18 protein-coding genes and 2 pseudogenes are annotated in these 17,723 nt (G+C 69.9%); 10 read left to right on the forward strand and 10 right to left on the reverse strand.

What is annotated here, in order from left to right; all coding sequences use genetic code 11:
• Nucleotides 1-155: 155 nt before the first annotated feature.
• From ACIRA5_RS10740 to ACIRA5_RS10755, 4 genes and pseudogenes are all read left to right on the forward strand, one after another.
• Nucleotides 156-338 (forward strand): annotated as a pseudogene (locus ACIRA5_RS10740) (DUF4158 domain-containing protein); the annotation flags it as partial.
• Between the two features lie 171 nt (nt 339-509).
• Nucleotides 510-860 carry a peptidase inhibitor family I36 protein gene (locus tag ACIRA5_RS10745; RefSeq protein ID WP_392875887.1) on the forward strand — a complete coding sequence of 117 codons (351 nt, stop codon included), beginning with the start codon at nt 510-512 and terminating at the stop codon, nt 858-860.
• Between the two features lie 294 nt (nt 861-1,154).
• A pseudogene (locus ACIRA5_RS10750) lies at nt 1,155-1,381 on the forward strand (transposase); the annotation flags it as partial.
• Nucleotides 1,382-1,746: 365 nt separating this feature from the next.
• Nucleotides 1,747-1,890 (forward strand): hypothetical protein, encoded by a 144-nt coding sequence (locus ACIRA5_RS10755; RefSeq protein ID WP_403689477.1) that lies wholly within the window; start codon nt 1,747-1,749, stop codon nt 1,888-1,890.
• 79 nt (nt 1,891-1,969) lie between these two features.
• Here ACIRA5_RS10755 and ACIRA5_RS10760 read toward each other — a convergent pair whose 3' ends face one another.
• Both ACIRA5_RS10760 and cdgB read right to left on the reverse strand, forming a co-directional pair.
• Entirely contained in the window at nt 1,970-2,938 is a 969-nt protein-coding gene (locus ACIRA5_RS10760; protein WP_403689478.1) for a carbohydrate-binding protein, read from the reverse strand.
• Between the two features lie 117 nt (nt 2,939-3,055).
• Nucleotides 3,056-4,780, reverse strand: coding sequence for a diguanylate cyclase CdgB (gene cdgB, locus ACIRA5_RS10765; RefSeq protein ID WP_403689479.1), 1,725 nt, complete (start codon nt 4,778-4,780; stop codon nt 3,056-3,058).
• Between the two features lie 429 nt (nt 4,781-5,209).
• Between cdgB and ACIRA5_RS10770 the strand changes: the two genes are divergently transcribed.
• Complete coding sequence (locus ACIRA5_RS10770) at nt 5,210-5,719, forward strand: flavin reductase family protein (protein ID WP_403689480.1); 510 nt, start codon at nt 5,210-5,212, stop codon at nt 5,717-5,719.
• A gap of 24 nt (nt 5,720-5,743) precedes the next feature.
• Here ACIRA5_RS10770 and ACIRA5_RS10775 read toward each other — a convergent pair whose 3' ends face one another.
• The 3 genes from ACIRA5_RS10775 to arfB form a co-directional block, all read right to left on the reverse strand.
• Nucleotides 5,744-6,718 (reverse strand): sigma-70 family RNA polymerase sigma factor, encoded by a 975-nt coding sequence (locus tag ACIRA5_RS10775; protein WP_403689482.1) that lies wholly within the window; start codon nt 6,716-6,718, stop codon nt 5,744-5,746.
• 84 nt (nt 6,719-6,802) lie between these two features.
• The gene (locus ACIRA5_RS10780; protein WP_067371743.1) at nt 6,803-7,090 is read right to left on the reverse strand and encodes a hypothetical protein; all 288 of its coding nucleotides are present in this window, start codon (nt 7,088-7,090) and stop codon (nt 6,803-6,805) included.
• A 123-nt stretch (nt 7,091-7,213) separates the two neighbouring features.
• A complete protein-coding gene (gene arfB / locus ACIRA5_RS10785) occupies nt 7,214-7,642 on the reverse strand; it encodes an alternative ribosome rescue aminoacyl-tRNA hydrolase ArfB (RefSeq protein ID WP_054235131.1) in 429 nt (142 codons plus the stop codon).
• Between the two features lie 204 nt (nt 7,643-7,846).
• Here arfB and ACIRA5_RS10790 point away from each other — a divergent pair, with 204 nt between their 5' ends.
• Nucleotides 7,847-8,422, forward strand: a complete 576-nt coding sequence (locus tag ACIRA5_RS10790; RefSeq protein ID WP_403689483.1) for a TerD family protein — start codon at nt 7,847-7,849, stop codon at nt 8,420-8,422.
• A gap of 225 nt (nt 8,423-8,647) precedes the next feature.
• Here the strand turns inward: ACIRA5_RS10790 and ACIRA5_RS10795 are convergent, their stop codons facing one another.
• Nucleotides 8,648-10,069, reverse strand: coding sequence for a M1 family metallopeptidase (locus ACIRA5_RS10795; protein WP_403689485.1), 1,422 nt, complete (start codon nt 10,067-10,069; stop codon nt 8,648-8,650).
• A gap of 58 nt (nt 10,070-10,127) precedes the next feature.
• Between ACIRA5_RS10795 and ACIRA5_RS10800 the strand changes: the two genes are divergently transcribed.
• Entirely contained in the window at nt 10,128-10,628 is a 501-nt protein-coding gene (locus ACIRA5_RS10800) for a hypothetical protein (protein ID WP_054232473.1), read from the forward strand.
• Between the two features lie 31 nt (nt 10,629-10,659).
• Here ACIRA5_RS10800 and ACIRA5_RS10805 read toward each other — a convergent pair whose 3' ends face one another.
• Nucleotides 10,660-11,361 (reverse strand): pentapeptide repeat-containing protein, encoded by a 702-nt coding sequence (locus tag ACIRA5_RS10805; RefSeq protein ID WP_217567456.1) that lies wholly within the window; start codon nt 11,359-11,361, stop codon nt 10,660-10,662.
• A gap of 198 nt (nt 11,362-11,559) precedes the next feature.
• Between ACIRA5_RS10805 and ACIRA5_RS10810 the strand changes: the two genes are divergently transcribed.
• Together ACIRA5_RS10810 and ACIRA5_RS10815 are read left to right on the forward strand one after the other, a co-directional pair.
• On the forward strand, nt 11,560-12,540 hold the full coding sequence (locus ACIRA5_RS10810; protein WP_403689487.1) for a zinc-binding dehydrogenase: 981 nt from the start codon (nt 11,560-11,562) through the stop codon (nt 12,538-12,540).
• 57 nt (nt 12,541-12,597) lie between these two features.
• A complete protein-coding gene (locus ACIRA5_RS10815; protein ID WP_403689488.1) occupies nt 12,598-14,106 on the forward strand; it encodes an MFS transporter in 1,509 nt (502 codons plus the stop codon).
• On the opposite strand, the gene ACIRA5_RS10820 is transcribed toward ACIRA5_RS10815, so the two are convergent.
• From ACIRA5_RS10820 to ACIRA5_RS10830, 3 genes are all read right to left on the reverse strand, one after another.
• Nucleotides 14,095-14,577, reverse strand: coding sequence for a GNAT family N-acetyltransferase (locus ACIRA5_RS10820; protein ID WP_403689491.1), 483 nt, complete (start codon nt 14,575-14,577; stop codon nt 14,095-14,097). The genes ACIRA5_RS10815 and ACIRA5_RS10820 overlap by 12 nt on opposite strands.
• 61 nt (nt 14,578-14,638) lie before the next feature.
• Nucleotides 14,639-16,048, reverse strand: coding sequence for an NAD(P)/FAD-dependent oxidoreductase (locus ACIRA5_RS10825; RefSeq protein WP_403689492.1), 1,410 nt, complete (start codon nt 16,046-16,048; stop codon nt 14,639-14,641).
• A 10-nt stretch (nt 16,049-16,058) separates the two neighbouring features.
• Entirely contained in the window at nt 16,059-16,712 is a 654-nt protein-coding gene (locus ACIRA5_RS10830; RefSeq protein ID WP_403689494.1) for a rhomboid-like protein, read from the reverse strand.
• Between ACIRA5_RS10830 and ACIRA5_RS10835 the strand changes: the two genes are divergently transcribed.
• On the forward strand, nt 16,711-17,712 hold the full coding sequence (locus tag ACIRA5_RS10835; protein WP_403689496.1) for an aminoglycoside phosphotransferase family protein: 1,002 nt from the start codon (nt 16,711-16,713) through the stop codon (nt 17,710-17,712). The genes ACIRA5_RS10830 and ACIRA5_RS10835 overlap by 2 nt on opposite strands.
• The last annotated feature ends 11 nt before the right edge of the window (nt 17,713-17,723 follow it).

Consider the following 17,723-nt stretch of genomic DNA (forward strand, 5'->3'; position numbering starts at 1 on the left):
TGCAAGAGGGCGGCCATGGCCTGCTCGCCGAGGCACCGGATCTGCGTGGACGCCGTTGTGACGTCGTCTCCATACTTTGAGGCGGCGCCCGAAGGGGTCGGTCGGGACCTGGAGGCTCATGCCGTGCCGCTTGCACTTCCCCGACCACCGTGCGGTTCCTGGACGACCCGGATGACGTGCCGGTAGAGGTCGTGGACTACCTCGCGGACCAGCTGGCCATCGCCGACTCCTCGGTGCTGAAGACGTACGGCGAGCGGGAGAACACCCGGCTGGACCATGTACGCGAGCGGCGGAGACTCCTGGAGCGGGAGTTCGCCGAGGCGGAGGCGGAGCTGCGGGCACCGAGCTGGTGACCGCTGAGCGTCAGCTCCTGGCCTTCAGAGCCGGCGCTGACCTTCCTCTAAGTGTTCGACAGTATGCGGTATTTGACGTCACGTCACATACTCATGTGATTATGTGTTTTGAGTTAAGATCCAAAAGTCTGTCGATCAAGGATAGCGGGGCTTCGTATGAGCATGCTCAAGAAAAGTCTGACGACGGCGGCTGTGGCCGGTGCGTTGCTGGGCGGCACGTTCGTCACACCGGCCGCGGCGGCTGATCCCAACACCTGTCCGAAGGGATATGCGTGTGGATGGACGGGAGCGAACAGGACTGGTGAGAGGCACGTCAACTCTCTGACACCCGGCTGCTACCCCCTCGAAAGGGTCAACCGGTCCGTCTCGAACCAGACGTCCTATCGCGTAGTGCTCTGGCACGTCACCAGCGGCTGCGGCAGCGGCACCAAGCTGGCCACTCTGAACCCGGGCACCTACGCAGACAACCCCGGCGCCGTTACCGGCATCGAGGTTTACAAAATCTAGTGCCGCGGCCTTCCTGTCGAAGGCCGAGCCTGAGATGCACCGGCGGTGTTCCGCCCGTGACGGGCGGAACACCGCGCTTAAGCGCCCACAGCGCCAGGTGGGCGGGACGGACTTCTCCACCCGCGCCCCACGAACGAGTGCTCTGCCGCATGCCTGTGAGCTGGTGCGAACAGTCCCTCGACATGCTCAACGATGCGCCGGTGAATGTGTGGGACCGGGAACTCGAAGAACTCCCCCTGCGGACCGGGAGCCGCTTCACCCGGATCGGGCCCCGCAGGCGGATGCGGGACTACGTACGCGGCCGACCAACTAGGCCATGAGGACGGCGTGTTGAACGTCGACGACGCCGGCTCATCAAGCAGGGGACCACCTCCGCCGGAGTACAGCGCCAATACTCCGGCACCGCCGGACGCACCGAAAATTGCCGAATCGGCGTGTTCGCCGCCCATGCCACCAGCCGGGGACACGCCCTCGTCGACCGTGACCGCTGTCTGCCCAGGTCCTGGACCGACGACCGCGACCACTGACAGCCGCTTCCGCCGCTTCCTCGAAGACGACCTGAAGCCTCCACTACGTCGTGGCCGTCCCCAAGTCCCAGCAGGTCCACGGCGGCCGACAACGCGCGGCTCGCCAGCCGCACCAACTGCCCCACCATCGCCGGCCGGCTCACCTACGGCAGCGCCGCCCACACCTGCCCGTCCGGCACCACCGGAATCGTCCTCTTGCGCCGACGTCACTGTCGTCGCGCATGACGACCTGTTCCCCTCGCCACTCAGCCAGCCCCGCAACCGTCGGGCCACAGCGACCAACCGCTGCAGGCCCTCATGGCCGATTATCGGCGTCCGCTCACTGCTTTGACTCTCCATAAGCGCAGCGTGCTTGGGCGATGGAACGGACGTTTGCCTGGCGGGGACGGTGCCGCCCCCTGTCGGAGAACTACGAGTACCTGCGCGTCTGCTCGGAGAACGCCATCTACCTCTCCATGGTCAGCAGGCTCCTCGCGCGCCGCCTCGCAAGACCAGCCCGCTGACAGGCTTTTCAGACACCCTCCAGCCTGAGCCTCATGACGGTCCGGCGGTCTACCGGCGGACCGTTTAGCCGCCAGGCCCTTATTCCAGCCATAGCTGGTCGAAGAGTGCGTCGCACTGATTGCCCTCATTACAGGCTATCTCGATGACGTTGGTCCCCTTGTTCAGGGTGACCGGACCCCACGTGCTCTGCCAGCCCTTTTCATAGTCCCCCTTTGGGGAGCCGATGAAGTTCTTCAAACCGAGTGGCTGGCTGTTCGCTTTGCCGTTCACCGACAGCGTTGCGTTGGCATCAGCACCGGGGATGCTGTAACGCGCGTACAGCCGGAAGTCCCCTGCGTTCTGGACGCCGTTGACCGTCCAAGTGACCTTGGCTCCAACGTGGTTGAAGCCGGTCACATAAACCCCACCGTCAGCCTTCGCACCTTTGATGTCCGAAGCCAGGGAGGTGCCACCGTCGAGGCGCAGCGCCTTCGCGTCGATCTTCGGGAGCTCACCGGCGGCGGCCGACTGCGAGGCCGACGCGCTCGGGGAGGCGCTCTCGGAGGCCGACGGGGTCGAGCCGCCCGCCGTGTCCTTGCTGTTGTCGTTCGAGTTGCCGTTCATCATGGCGATGCCGATGCCGATGACGACGGCGGCGACCACGGCGATGGCACCGATCAGCAGGCCCTTGGTGTTCGGACCGCGGCCACGACCGCCGCCGCCTCCCGACGACTGCCGGCCGGTCGGGGCCCCGCCGGGGACCGTCTCGGGCGCCGCGTAGTGCGCGTTCGGCTGGCCGTAGGCGCCCTGCTGCGGCACCTGGCCGTACGGTGCGGTCGGAGCGGCCTGCTGGCCGTACTGCGCGGTCGGAGCCTGCTGGCCGTAACCGGGCTGCTGCTGTCCGTACTGGCGTTCGCCGACCGCCCGCACCCGGTTGACCGAGCCGGGGTAGCCGTAGCCGCCGCCTCCGCTGGGCGGAGTGGCGCCGTTGGCCTGACCGTCGGCGTACAGATAGCCGAACGGGTCGTCGTCCTCGGGCGTGCTCGCGCCGTTGTTGCCGGGCGTCATCCCTTGGTCTCCTCAACAGGTGCGGTTCAGATGCGGTACATGGATGAATGGCGAGCCTACCCGCTCCCAGGGGGCCAAACGGGTGGGCTTCACCGCATCAACCCACTGACCTGTGACTTATCCGGCACGCCGATGCTGTTTGGGACGAGACCGTTTCTCGACGTACATCCGTTCGTCAGCGGATTTCAAGACCTCGTCCGCCGTCATGCCACAGTGTGCCCACCCGATGCCGAAGCTGGCGCCCACCCGGACGGCCCGGCCGTCCACACGGATCGGCGGGATGATCGCGTTCCGCAGCCGTACGGCGAGGTCAGCGGCGTCGGCCCGGCCGAGCCCGTCGGCGAGCACCACGAACTCGTCGCCGCCGAGCCTGGCCACCGTATCGCCGTCCCGGACCCCGTTGGTCAGGCGTCTGGCGACCTCGATGAGCACCGCGTCGCCCGCGTTGTGCCCGAAGCGGTCGTTGATCGACTTGAAGCCGTCGAGATCGCAGAAGAGCACCGCGAGCCCCTTGGTGCCGTCGTCCGTCTCACCCTCGGGCGCGATGGTGTGCACATGGTGGTCGAAGGCTTCGTACGCGTCGAAGCCCTGCCCGAGGTCGAACCCGTGCCCGCTCCCGTTGCCCGCGGCGCCCGCGCCGCCGCCGAGGTGGTTGTCGTAGGAGTTGTGCTCGGCCGCCTGGTCCGCGAACGGACCGTGCCCATATGCCGCGTCCAGCGACTCGACCGTGCCCGGCTGAAGGGCCCCGGGGCGCCGGCAGAGGCGGGAGCCGAGGCGGGAGCGCAGCTCGGCCGAGTTCGGCAGGCCGGTGAGCGAGTCGTGCGAGGCGCGGTGGGCGAGCTGGAGCTCGCGGCGCTTGCGTTCCTCTATGTCCTCGACGTGCGTGAGCAGGAAGCGGGGGCCGTCGGCGGCGTCCGCGACGACGGAGTTGCGCAGCGAGACCCAGACGTAGGTGCCGTCGCGGCGGCCGAGTCTGAGCTCGGCCCGCCCGCCCTCGGCGGACGTCCGGAGCAGGGTGCCGATGTCCTCAGGGTGCACGAGGTCGGAGAAGGAGTAGCGGCGCATCGCGGAGGCGGGCCGGCCCAGGAGGCGGCACAGGGCGTCGTTGGTGCGCAGGATGCGGCCGTGCTGGTCGCCGCCCATCTCGGCGATGGCCATGCCGGAGGGGGCGTACTCGAAGGCCTGCCGGAAGCTCTCCTCGCTGGCGCGCAGGGCCTGCTGCTCCCGCTCGAGGCGGACCAGGGCGCGCTGCATATTGGCTCGTAGACGCGCGTTGCTGATGGCGATGGCGGCCTGGAAGGCGTACATCTGAAGCGCCTCGCGTCCCCACGCGCCGGGGCGCCGCCCATTGCGCGGCCGGTCCACGGACAGGACGCCGATCAGCTCACCGCAGCTGGCGCCGGAGATTCCCGGGGTGTACATGGGCGCGAAGAGGCGGTCGGAGGGGTGCCACTCGTCCTCGAAGCGCGGCGCGGGCCCGTCGGTGTACCACTGCGGTACGTCGTCGTCGTCGAGGACCCAGCCCTCGGTGTGCGGAATGAAGCGCAGATCACCCCAGGCCTCGCCCATGTTCAGCCGGCGGTCCCAGGAGGCGCGGGAGCCGACCCGGCCGGTGATCAGCGCTTCGGCGGCGGAGTTGCCGGCGAGCGCGGCGACCACGAGGTCGCTGTCGGGGCGTACGAGATTGACACATGCCAGCTCGTAGCCGAGGCCCGTGACCACGCCGTCGGCGACGGTCTGCAGCGTGTCCGCCAGGCTCCGCGCGGTGTTCATGTCCGCCATCACCTGATGGAGCTGCCGCAGGGTCGCAAGACGGACATAGGGCTCCGACTCGGTCTCCATTCGCCCTCCCCTCGAGACCTCGCAGCAACTCCAGGGTTGTCTTCGGCGTACCTGGTTCTCTTACGGTTCTCTCGCGTACTACTTGGTAGCTTCGTGCATAGCTTCCACGCCACTGAATCACAGCGCGCTGCCCACTCGGTACACAGGGTCAACAAAATATGGCTCCTGTGACTCAAGTCACAGCGGAAGATGAGCAATTGAGTGGGGTTTCTGCATTTCCCCGTGTGTTTACTGAACGCTTATTTGGACGCTGTGTAGACACTGTGCGCAGTTGTGTCCGTCCCGAGACCTAGACCAGGCTTAGGACCAGGCTTAGGACCCGGCTCGGGCCGAGGTCCGATGCGGCTCCCCGGGGTCGGAGACTAGCGTTTCGGCGTGCTGAACACTCCCTCTGCCGCTCCACTCACCCCCTCCGTGCATGCTGAGGGGGTGAGCAACGACGAGTTCCGTGCCGCCATGTCCCGGCTCGCCGCGGGTGTGGTCCTGGTGGCCGCACACGAGCCCGCACTGGACCCGGAAGGCCCCGGCGGCGAGGACGTCGGCATGACGGCTACGGCCTTCCTGTCCGTCTCCCTGGACCCGCCACTGGTCATGGTCAGCCTGCGCGAGGGCTCCCGTATGGACGACCTGCTCGACGAACAGCCCCTGTGGGCCGTCTCCGTGCTCTCCGAGAGCCAGCGCCACATCGCGGGCCGCTTCGCCATGAAGGGCCGCATCAGCGACCGCCTGCTCTTCGAGGACATCCCGTACGTCCGTGGCGAGGCGTCCGGGGCACTCCTGGTCGGCGGCGCCCTGGCGACCTTGGAGTGCCGCACCGAGCAGCGGGTCGCCGCCGGTGACCACACCCTCGTCATCGGGCGGGTGCTGACCGCGTCGGTACCGAGCGGGGACGGCGGACCGCTGCTGTACTTCAAGGGGCGCTACCGGCAGTTGGGCTGACGCCCTTTCTTCGAGGGCCGGGGGCTACCGGTCGAGGACGGTGACGTCCAGCCCGGCCAGCCGCTCCGGGTCGTTGAGGATGTCGATGACGGCGATCCTGCCGTGCACGACCGTGAAGGCGAGGACACCGACGGGGCGTCCCTCCACGACCACGACCACACCCGCGGCGCCGTTGACGAGCGCGGGCCGCGCGATCCTGGCCAGGTGCGCGTACCCGCTCGCTCCCGAGGCCACGGCGATGGCACCGGCCGTCACTCCGCCCTCGCTCCGCGCCACCACGTCCGGGTCGAGCACGGCGACGAGCGCGTCGAAGTCGCCCTCCCGCGCCGCCGCGAGGAACGCGTCCACGACCGCCCGCTGCCGCGCCAGGTCGGGATCGGGCACGGGCGCCCCGCCCTGGACCCTGCGCCGGGCCCGGCTGGCGAGCTGACGGGACGCCGCCGACGTACGGCCCACGAGGGGCGCTATCTCCTCGAAGGGCACCGCGAACAGGTCGTGCAGCACGAAGGCGAGCCGTTCGGCGGGCGTCAGCGTCTCCAGTACGACCAACAGGGCGAGGCCCACCGAGTCGGCGAGCAGCGCCTCCTGTTCGGGGTCGATGCCCGAGACGGGGCTGAGCACCGGCTCCGGCATCCGGACACCGGGCCCCTCCATCAGGGGGCCGAGCGGCTCCTCACCGCGGCTTCGGCGGGAGCGCAGCATGTCGAGACAGACCCGGCCGACGACGGTCGTCAGCCAGCCGCCGAGGTTGTCGACCCGGTCGGCGTCGACGCGGCTGAGCTTGAGCCACGCCTCCTGGACGGCGTCGTCGGCCTCCGAGAGGGAGCCGAGCATGCGATAGGCGACAGCGCGGAGGTGACCGCGGTGGGATTCGAATCGCGCGGCGAGAAATTCGTTCGCGTTCGCGCCGTCCTTCGCGTTCTCGGCCTTCTTCGCGTTCGCGTTCTTCGCATTCTTGTCGTCATTCCCGTTCTCTCCGGGAAATTCGCTGTCGCTCATACGTCACATCTCCTGGTCGCCGCCGCGGTCCGGCACGGACGTGCCCGTCATCGCATTGACGTACCGCGGCCTGCTGATGTGACGTCACGTCTCCGGGACGGCGCTCAGTCGCAGTCGGCTGCCGTCCCCGGAGCGCTCCACCTCGACCTCGTTCACGGAATCGTCCGCGAAGCGGAGGGTGAAGTACGGACTGGCCTCGATCAGGAACTGCATGTCCTCACGCGCGCCACTGTCCAGCGGCGCGGAGACGACGGCGTCCCACGCACGGGCGTCGGGCACGGCGGCCTGCCGCAACCGGACGGGGATCCGCGCCAGGCAGGTCGATCGATTGGCCCACCACTCGAGGTGCGCCCTGTCCTCGTATCCGTCCATTCCATGAGATTAGCGACAACTCGGCACAAAGGCCTGTCACCTCGGACCCGCGCAGTGGCCGACACGCCCACGGAAGACACGCCCACGGAAGACTCGCGGGTGCCGCGGGTGCCGCGGGTGCCGCTAACCCCAGTCGCGTCCGGAGCGGCCCCGCTTGGTGTCGGAGCGCTGTTTCTTCTCGCGCAGCCGCCGCTCGTTGATCCCCCGGGGGATGCGGGTGGCCCGGCGGGGCTTGGGCGGTGGCGCGGTGGCCTCGGCGAGCAGAGAGGCGAGCCGCACGGCCGCGGTCTCCCGGTTGCGCCACTGCGACCGGTGCTCGGACGCGCGGACGCCGATGACGCCGTCGACGAGCCGCCCGGCGAGCTTGGCGAGGGCGCGCTCCTTCCAGACCGGGGGCAGCGCCTCGGTCTTCGCGAGGTCGAACCTCAGCTCGACCTGCGAGTCACTGGTGTTGACGTGCTGTCCGCCGGGCCCGCTGGAGCGCGAGAAACGCCACAGGAGCTCGGCCTCGGGGAGGGAGACGGAGCCGCGGATGACGTAAGGACCAGGCATGGGTCCATGGTCGCGTGGATGTCCGGTCCACGTCACCCCGTTTTCGCCGCCGCGTGTCCGCCAAGAGGGTAAAGAAAGTAAAGAGGGCAGGAACCTTCGACACCCCTCTTGGCGTTCTTAGGGGTAGCTGTAGCTTCGTGCCCGTACGAAGCCCATACGTACGGGCACAGCGCACGTACGCAACGAGGGAAGGGACTCCCAACAATGGCTGTAAGCCTGTCCAAGGGTGGCAACGTCTCGCTCACCAAGGAGGCTCCGGGCCTGACCGCCGTCACCGTGGGCCTCGGCTGGGACGTCCGCACCACCACGGGCACCGACTTCGACCTCGACGCCTCGGCCATCGCGGTCAACACCCAGGGCAAGGTCTACTCGGACGCCCACTTCGTCTTCTTCAACAACAAGGCGACGCCGGACCAGACCATCGTCCACACCGGTGACAACGTCACGGGCCAGGGCGAGGGCGACGACGAGCAGATCCAGGTCAACCTCGCCGGCCTCCCGGCCGACATCGACAAGATCGTCTTCCCGGTCTCGATCTACGACGCCGAGAACCGCTCGCAGAACTTCGGCCAGGTCCGCAACGCGTTCATCCGCATCGTGAACCAGGCCGGCGGCACGGAGATCGCCCGCTACGACCTCTCCGAGGACGCGGCCACGGAGACCGCCATGGTCTTCGGCGAGCTCTACCGCAACGGCGCGGAGTGGAAGTTCCGCGCGGTCGGCCAGGGCTACGCCTCGGGCCTCGTGGGCATCGCCCAGGACTTCGGCGTCAACGTCTGATCCGTACAAGGCGGTTGAAGGAGCCCCTGACCCGGGACACCGGGCCAGGGGCTCCTCGCGTTCCCACCGCCCGCGCCCCGCTCCCCACGGGAAACGGAGCCCCCCATCTCATGTCCCACTCCCTGACCGACTTATCGGACGAGCACACCATCGGTCACCGCGAGGACCGCCGACTGGGCCGCCCCTGCGCGGTACTGCGCAAAGCGCTGAACGGGAGGACCTGAGTCACGCCCGGGGCGGCTTGCCCTCCCCGTACAGCCAGTCCTTCCAGATGCCGCTGAAGTCCTTGTCCGGGGCCTTCTTCTCGACGTAGGCCGTGAAGTCGGCCGTGGACGCGTTGGCGTGGCGGTGGGTGGCGGCCCAGCCCTGGATGATGTCGTAGAACGTGTCGTCGCCGACGGTCCGGCGGATCTTGTGCAGGACCATCGCGCCACGGTCGTAGACGGGCGAGTCGGAGATGTGGGCCGCGCTGGAGGGCTTGGCGGGCGGGAAGGCCCAGATCGCCTTGTTCTTCTCGGGGGTGTCGTAGTAGTCGCCCCGGTAGAGGGAGTGGAAGATCTCGTCGGCGCTCTCGCCGTCGTGGTCCTCCTGGTACAGCCACTCCGCGTACGTGGCAAAGCCCTCGTTGAGCCACATGTCCTGCCAGGACTTGGGCGTGACGGAGTCGCCGTACCACTGGTGGGCCAGTTCGTGGACGAGGGTGCCGGTGTCCGGGGCACCGGGGAACACGGGGCGGGTCTGGGTCTCCAGGGCGTAGCCCGCGTCGTCGCCGCCGTCCACGATCGCGCCCGTCGAGGAGAAGGGGTACGGGCCGAAGTTGTACGCCTCCCAGTCCATGATCTCGGGGATCTCGGACAGCACCTTCTTCGCGGCCGCGGTCTGCTTCGGGTCCACCGCCACGTACACGGGCAGGCCGTTCTTCGTCGTCGAGCGCGTGATGACGTACCGGCCGATCGCGACCGTGGCGACATAGCTCGCCATCGGTTCGGCGGTGTGCCAGGTGAAGGTTCTGCGGCCGTCGGCCGCCGTCGTCTCGCTCGTCAACTCGCCGTTGGAGACCGCCTGCAGGTCCTTCGGGACGGTGACGGCGATGTCGTACGTCGCCTTGTCGGACGGGTGGTGGTTGCCGGGGAACCAGGCCATCGAGCCGGTGGGTTCACCGAGGGCGAGAGCACCGTGGGCGGTGGGCAGCCAGCCCTCCTGCGAGCCGTCCTGGTCGGTGAGCGTCTCGGGGGTGCCCGAGTAGCGGACCGTCGCGCGAAACGTCTCGCCCTTGTCGAGGTCGTCGTGCGGGCGCACGGTCAGCTCCTGGCCCGCCCGGTTCCAGCGCGCCTCCTTACCCTCGACGGCGACGGCGGCGACGTCCAGGCCCTTCAGGTCCAGGTCGAAGGCGCTGAGGTTCTGGGTGGCCCGGGCGGTGATCTCAGCGATGCCGTCGAGATGGTGCGCCTTGGGGTCGTAGGAGAGGGTCAGGGCGTAGTGCGTGACGTCGTAGCCACCGTTGCCCAGCTTCGGGAAGTACGGATCCCGGACTCCGGTGGCACCGGGCTTGCCGTGCACACCACCGCCGCCGCACGCCGTGAGGGTGAGCGCGAGAGCGAGGGCGAGGGCCGGAGCAAAGCGGACGGCGACGGAAGATCGGGGCACACCAGCGATCCTACGAGGCCCCGGCAACCCCACCCGGGCCCATGACACCATCACCTACGTGCTCGACATCGGCTACGCCCTCTCCAACCGCTTCCCCGACCCCCCGCAGACCGACTACCGCCGCGCGGACGTCCACGCGCTGCGGCACGACCTGTTCTGCGGTGACGTCTATCTCGCCGACACCAAGGCGGACCGGGAGCTGTCCACGGCCTGGGGATGGGTGCCGGTGCTCGACTTCGCGTGGGCCCTGTGCGACATCGTGGAGCAGCTCGACCGGGACCCGCGCGGCAGCCGGGCCTCGCGCCCCCAGCACGCGGAACTCGACTTCACCGAGTCGACGGACCGCATGCTCTTCGAGCGGCGCTTCGGCTGGGTGGACATCGAGGCCGACTGGATGCCACGCGACGAGGAGCCGCTGACCTTCTCCCACTCCGCACTGCGCCGCGAGGCCCGCGACTTCCTGCACGACCTGATCGCCGACCTCACGGACCTGCACGACGACCTCGCCGAGAACCCGGCGATCTGGACCCTCCAGGCCCGCTTCCCCCGAGTGGGCTGAGACCCCCGTACCCCCCACTCGGCCCGGCTCATCACGCTCCCGGTCCCGGCCCCCCGTCCACCCGCACCCCCAGCGCCGCGGCGAACACGGGCGCCAGGTCGAGCAACTGGCTCGGGCTGATCACCGCCCCCGCCAGCCGGTCCACGCCCCGCGCGATGTCCAGCTCCGCCGCGTGGCGCAGGTCCACGTCCGTCAGGGTGGCCGCGGTGAGGTCCGCCCCCTTCAGGACGCAGTCCACGAACTCCACGCGCTCCAGCCTGGCGGCCCCGAAATCCGGCTCGACCAGCACGCATCCCTCGAAGACGACGTCCTTGAGCCGGGCCTTGCGCAGGTTCAGATAGTCGATCTTGCCGCCGCGGATCAGGACCCGCTCCAGCACCGCCCCGTGCAGCTGCACCCCGCCCAGGCGGGCGTCCACCAACTCGACGTCGCGCCAGGTCGACTCGGCGAGATCGGTGCCCACGCCCCGTATGCCCGTCAGGACCGAGTCCAGCAGCCGCGCGTGGTGCAGTCGCGTCTCGTCCAGCGCGCACCCCGTCAGGGCGCAGTCCATGAAGGTCGCTCCTCCGCCGTCCTGCCCGACGAAGTCCGCCTCCCGGAACTCCAGCCCGTCATAGTCCCCGTCCGGCTCCAGCTCGGAGCCGTCGTGGGGTTCCAGTGGCGGCAGCCGCACCTCCGGCCGCCGCGCCCCCTGGCCCCGCCCACTCGCCCTGCCCGCCGCTTTTCGCACCATGCCCCCATCGTGCACTCCGCCACTGACAACGCCCCCGACCCGCGCCTGCGGCCACGCACACCCCGCACCCGCGCCTTGACCTCAAGCGCGCTTGAGGCTGAACGCTGAGCCGCACCGCACCGCACCGCACCGCACCGAGCGTTCCAGCACGTACCGAGCGCTCCAGCACGCCTCAGCACGTCAGTGAGGGAGACCGTCATGCACGCCATCCGCCTGCACACCTTCGGCCCGGCCGAGAACCTCACCTACGAGAAGACCGAGGATCCCGAACCGGGCCCGGGACAGGTCCGTATCACCGTGGCCGCGGCCGGTGTCCACCTCCTGGACGCCGCCCTGCGCGCGGGTGCCCGGGGCCCGGCGCCCGCCCCCACCCCGCTGCCCACGATCCCCGGCCGTGAGGTCGCCGGCACCGTCGAGTCCCTCGGCGCGGGCGTCGAAGGCCACTGGCTCGGCAGGCGCGTCGTCGCCCACCTCGGGTTCGCCCCCGGGGGCTACGCCGAACTGGCCGTCACCGACGCCGACCGCCTGCACGCGATCCCGGAGAACCTGGACTTCGCTCAGGCCGTCGCCATGATCGGCACGGGCCGCACGACGATGGGGATCCTCCAGTTCGCCGAGCTGGGTCCCGGCTCCGTGGCCCTGATCCCCGCCGCCGCGGGCGGCATCGGCACCCTGCTCGTGCAGTACGCCCGGCACACGGGTGCCACCGTGATCGGTCTCGCGGGCGGCCCGGAGAAGGTGGCCCGCGTCCACGAGAACGGCACCGACCTGGCCGTCGACTACAAAGACGGCGGCTGGCCGGACCGGGTCCGCGCCCATCTGGACGGGAAGCCGGTCACCGTCGTCTTCGACGGCGTCGGAGGTGATGTCGCCCGCGCCGCCGTCGACCTCCTCGGCCCCGGCGGGAAACACCTCGTCTTCGGCTGGTCCGGCGAGGGCATCCAGAGCGGCGGGCCACTGCTCGTGGAGGGGGTGTCCGAGCAGGTCCTCGGCCCCGTGATGCTGCGCGCGGCGGGCGGTCCCGACCCCGTCCGCACGCTGGAGCTGAGGGCTCTCGCCGAAGCCGCCGCGGGCCGCCTCACCCCGGCCGTGACCCGTTTCCCGCTGGCCGCGGCGGCCGGGGCCCACCGGGCCCTGGAGACCCGCGCCACCCTTGGCAAGGTGGTCCTGGAGCCGTGACCAGGATCAACCGCCCGGAAAGATGCGATACATACCAATTCATGGTCTTCTGGGCAAGTGAGCGCCACCCGATCAGGTGAACGCGGCACCCCTGGAATCTCCGAAGGCGCCGACTCCCGCCGCTGGTGGGGCCTGGTGATCATCGCCCTCGCGCAGCTGATGGTCGTCCTCGACGCGACCATAGTGAACATCGCGCTTCCCTCCGCACAGCGCGCCCTGGGCATGTCCGACGGCAACCGCCAGTGGGTCATCACCGCGTACACGTTGGCCTTCGGTGGTCTTCTGCTGCTCGGCGGCCGGATCGCGGACCTCGTCGGCCGCAGACGCACCTTCGTCGTCGGCCTCATCGGCTTCGCGGCCGCCTCCGCGATCGGCGGCGCGGCGGGCAACTCCGCCATGCTCTACGGCGCCCGCGCTCTCCAGGGCGCCTTCGCCGCCGTCCTGGCCCCCTCCGCGCTCAGCCTGCTGACCACCACCTTCACCCAGCCGAAGGAACGCGGAAAGGCCTTCGGTGTCTACAGCGCGCTCGCGGGCAGCGGCTCGGCGATCGGGCTCATCATGGGCGGGCTGCTGACGGAGTACCTGAACTGGCGCTGGTGCCTGTACGTCAACATCCCCATAGCCGTCGTCGGCGTCTTCGGCGCGTTCGCGCTGCTGCCCGACCCCCCGGGCAACGCCCGCGCCCGGCTCGACATCCCCGGTGTGCTGCTCGGCTGCGGCGGACTGGTCACGATCGTCTACGGAGTCAGCGAAGCGGAGGCGCGCGGCTGGACGGACCCGCTGGTGCTGGCCTTCCTCGCGGGCGGAATCGTGCTGCTGACCGTGTTCGTGTACTGGCAGACGAAGGCCCCGAGCCCGCTGCTCCCGCTCCACATCATCAAGGACCGCACGCGCGCGGGCTGCTTCCTGACCATGGCCCTCGCCGTCATCGGCATGTTCGGCATTTTCCTGTTCATGACCTACTACCTGCAGGTCGTCCTCGGATACTCGCCCGTGTGGGCGGGCCTGGCCTTCCTGCCCATGACGGCCGCGATCGTCATCTGTACGACGCAGATCTCGGCGCGGCTGCTGCGCCGCGTGGCACCGCGCGTGCTGATGGTCCCCGGAGCGCTCCTCGCGGCCTCCGGGATGCTGTTCTTCACCCACCTCACGGTCGACGCCGACTACGCGGGCCGGCTGCTGCCCGGTCTGATCCTGATGGGCCTCGGCATGGGCCTGATCTTCATGCCGGTCTTCGCCACCGCCACCGCCGGGGTCGCCCCACAGGACTCCGGCGTGACCTCCGCGACCGTCAACACCTCACAGCAGGTGGGTGGTTCGATCGGTACGGCCCTGCTGAACACCATCGCCACCACCAGCGGCGCGGTGTACATCGCCGCGCACCTCACCAGCCCCGCCCGGAAGGCCCTGATCGTCCGCGAGGGCGTCGTGCACGGCTACACCGTCGCCATCTGGTGGGCCGCCGGAATCATGCTCCTGGCCGGCCTGGTCGCGGGCCTCATGGTCACCGCGAGGACCCCCAGACACACGACCGCACCGGCCCCCGTGCCCGAGTCAGTCCCCTGAACCCGTCTTCCCCAGCTCCAGCAGCGCCCCGTCCGTCAGCCGGTACACCGTCCACTCGTCCTGCGGACGCGCGCCCAACGCCTCGTAGAACGCGATGGAAGGCCGGTTCCAGTTCAGGACCGACCACTCCAGACGCTCGTACCCGCGCTCGACGCAGATCCGTGCCAGCTCGGTGAGCAGCGCCTTCCCGTGCCCGCCGCCCCGCGCCCCCGGCCGGACGTACAGGTCCTCCAGGTAGATCCCGTGCACCCCGCGCCAGGTCGAGAAGTTCAGGAACCACAGCGCGAAGCCGACCGGCTCCCCCGCCGCCTCCGCGATGTGCGCGAACGCGGCCGGCCGCTCCCCGAACAGCGCCTCGTGCAACTGCTCCCGGGAGGCCTTCGCCTCTTCCGGCGCCTTCTCGTACGCGGCGAGTTCACGGACCATCGCGTGGATGACGGGGATGTCGTCGGGGGTCGCGGTGCGAATCATGGGCGCAGTTTCACACACACGTGAAGCACCCCCCGTAGCGGGACAGAGGTCCGCTCGGCGGTCAGTGCCGGCCCGCGACGCGGTCCGCCATGCGTGCGAGCCGCGACGACTGCGCACTGTGTGTGGTGAGTTCGCGGCGGTCGGCCGTGCGGTAGGTGGCGTACATGCCCTGCACGCCCAGCCAGCGAAACGGCTCCGGCTCCCATTTGCGGACCTTGTGGTCGACCCACGGGAGGGTGGTCAGGTCGGTCGGGCCCGCCTGTCCCGAGTCCTGCTGGATCAGGTCCCGCAGGGTGCGCGCGGCGAGGTTCGTCGTCGCGACGCCGGATCCGACGTAGCCGCCCGCCCAGCCGAGGCCGGTGGCGCGGTCCAGGGTGACGGTGGCGCACCAGTCGCGGGGGACGCCCAGGACGCCCGACCAGGCGTGCGCCACCCGTACGCCGGCCAGGGAGGGGAAGAAGCGGACCAGGATCTCGTGGAGGGCGTCGATGGTCGCCTGCTGGGTGCGGCCGTCGTTGTCGGTGCGCGAGCCGAAGCGGTAGGGGACGCCCCGGCCGCCGAGCGCGATGCGGTCGTCGGCGGTGCGCTGGGCGTACATGTAGGCGTGCGCCATGTCGCCGAGCGTCTCGCGACCCTCCCAGCCGATCGTCGCCCACTGCTCCGGGGTCAGCCGCTCGGTCGCGATCATGGAGGAGTTCATGGGCAGCCAGGTGCGCTTCTGGCCCTTCAGGGAGGCCGTGAAGCCCTCCGTGCAGCGCAGGACGTAGGGGGCGCGCACCGTGCCGTACGGCGTGACCGCGTGCTTCGGGCGGATCTCCGTGACCGGCGTCTTCTCGTGGATCGTGACGCCGAGTGCCTCGGCGGCCGCCGCCAGCCCCTTGATGAGCTTCACCGGGTGCAGACGCGCCCCGTGCGGGGTCCAGGCCGAGCCGACCGCGTCCGCGACCCGGACGCGCTCGACGGTCTCCCGGGCGCCGTAGAGCTCGCGGTCCTTCTCACCGTAGGAGAGCTCGTGCTCGTGGAAGGCCTTCAGGCGGGCCAGCTGGGCGGGCGTGTAGGCCACTTCCAGGACGCCGCCCTGGTGGACGTCCGCCTCGATGCCCTCTTCGGCGGTGACCCGGACGACCTCGTCGACCGTCTCGTTCATCGCCTTCTGGAGACGGACCGCCGCCTCGTGGCCGTGCAGCTTGGCGTACCGGTCACGGCCCGCGATGCCGTTGTAGAGCCAGCCGCCGTTGCGCCCGGAGGCGCCGTAGCCGCAGAACTTCTGCTCCAGGACGGTGACGCGCAGGAAGGGGGCCGCCTTCTTGAGGTAGTACGCGGTCCACAGGCCCGTGTAGCCGCCGCCGACGATCACGACGTCGGCGGTCGCGTCGCCCGGCAGGGGCTCGCGGGGCTCGGGCAGACCGTCGTCCGCGTACCAGAAGGAGATGCCGCCGTTGGTCGTGCCGCTTCCTGTGCTGCTGCTCATGGGCGGGACGTTAACCCCTGAGGGTGGCCAGTGTCTCCTTCGGATTCCATGCTTTTCCGCGGCCTCTGACCAGCGGATAGCAGCAGAGACCTATCAGGATCGATATGAAATGACCGAAATCGGTGAAGGTGCGGCCGGTGATCAGCGGCAGGCCGTAGACCGCGAGGATGACCGCCAGATAGAGGTACCGCCACGGCACCGCGACGCGGTACGTGAGGACCCCTATGACGCCCGCCAGCGCGTAGCTCACCCCGATGTCCAGGGTGTCGACCGCCGAGTGCGGCGCCGCCCCGCGCCGGATCGCGCCCAGCAGCGCTCCCTCGCTGATCAGCGTCGCCAGGACGTGCGCGGCCACCGCGACCGCCAGCCAGCGCAGGGTGCCCAGCCAGCGCTCCGCCTGGGCGTGGAAAACGGTGAACAGGGCGGCGTACGGCAGCCAGAGACCGCCGTCGATCCACATCGCACTGGTGATCAGCACCCGTACGGGGTTGTCCGACAGCTCGTGGATGTTCGTGGACCGCTGGCGCAGGAAGTCCTCTTCGAAATCCGGAGTCATGTGGTGCAGAGCCACTGTGGTGACGAAGAGGATCGCCAGCCACACATAGGTGCCGGGGGCACTGCGTAGGTAGCTCCCGGCGCGGTGCAGGGCCCCGTCAATGCTCATGAGCCTCCTCACCGGCGCACGTAGGCTCGGCTCCGTGATCGACGTTCCGGCGGGTCTGGCCGCCTCTCAGGCCACCTACAACGGAGCAGCGGGGCGCGCCTTCGTCGCCGGGCTGCCCGAGCGGGCCGCGCACTTCCTGGAGCGCTGGGAGCTGCGCCTCGACGGCCCCTCCATGCACGGTGTCACGGCACTGGTCCTGCCGGTGCTGCGGGCCGACGGCACCCCCGCCGTGCTCAAGCTCCAGCTCCTGGACAAGGAGAGCGCGGGTGAGCCGGCCGCCCTGCGTGTCTGGGACGGTGGCGCGGCCGTACGCCTCCTCGCGCACGACGAGGCCACCTGCACCCTGCTGCTCGAACGGCTCGACCACACCCGCATGTTGACGCACCTCCCCGGCACACGCGAGGCCGCCCTGGTCGTCGCGCGGCTGCTGGCCCGGCTGACGGCCGTGCCGGCGCCGGAGGGGATGCGGCGGCTCGGTGACATCGCGGAGGCCATGCTGGAGCGGGTGCCGGGGGCCCTGAAACGGATCGCGGACCCGGCCGAGCGTCGTCTCGTCGAGGACTGCGCGGCGGCGGTGCGCGAGGTGGCGACCGAGCCGGGTGACCGTCTCCTCCACTGGGACCTCCATTACGACAACGTCCTCCAGGACCTCCGGGGCCTCCAGGACCCCGACGGTCTCCAGGACCCCGACGCTCTCCAGGACGGGGGCGCCCGCTCCGTCGGCCGCGGGCCCTGGGTCGCCATTGACCCCAAGCCGCTCGCGGGCGACCCCGGCTTCGACCTCTGCCCGGCGCTCGGCAACCGCTTCGAGCCCGCCGAGATCCGCTGGCGCTTCGACGCGATGACCGACGTCATGGGCCTGGATCGCGAGCGGGCCCGTGCCTGGACCCTCGGTCGTGTCCTACAGAACACTCTGTGGGAGATCGAGGGCGGCCGCCCGCTGGAGGCGGTCCAGCTGGAGATCGCGCGTCGGCTGCGGGGCACCCCGCGCGGAGCCTAGGAGGTCGTCCC

It is taken from the genome of Streptomyces sp. NPDC096311, from assembly GCF_044763085.1.
Classification (GTDB): Bacteria; Actinomycetota; Actinomycetes; order Streptomycetales; family Streptomycetaceae; genus Streptomyces.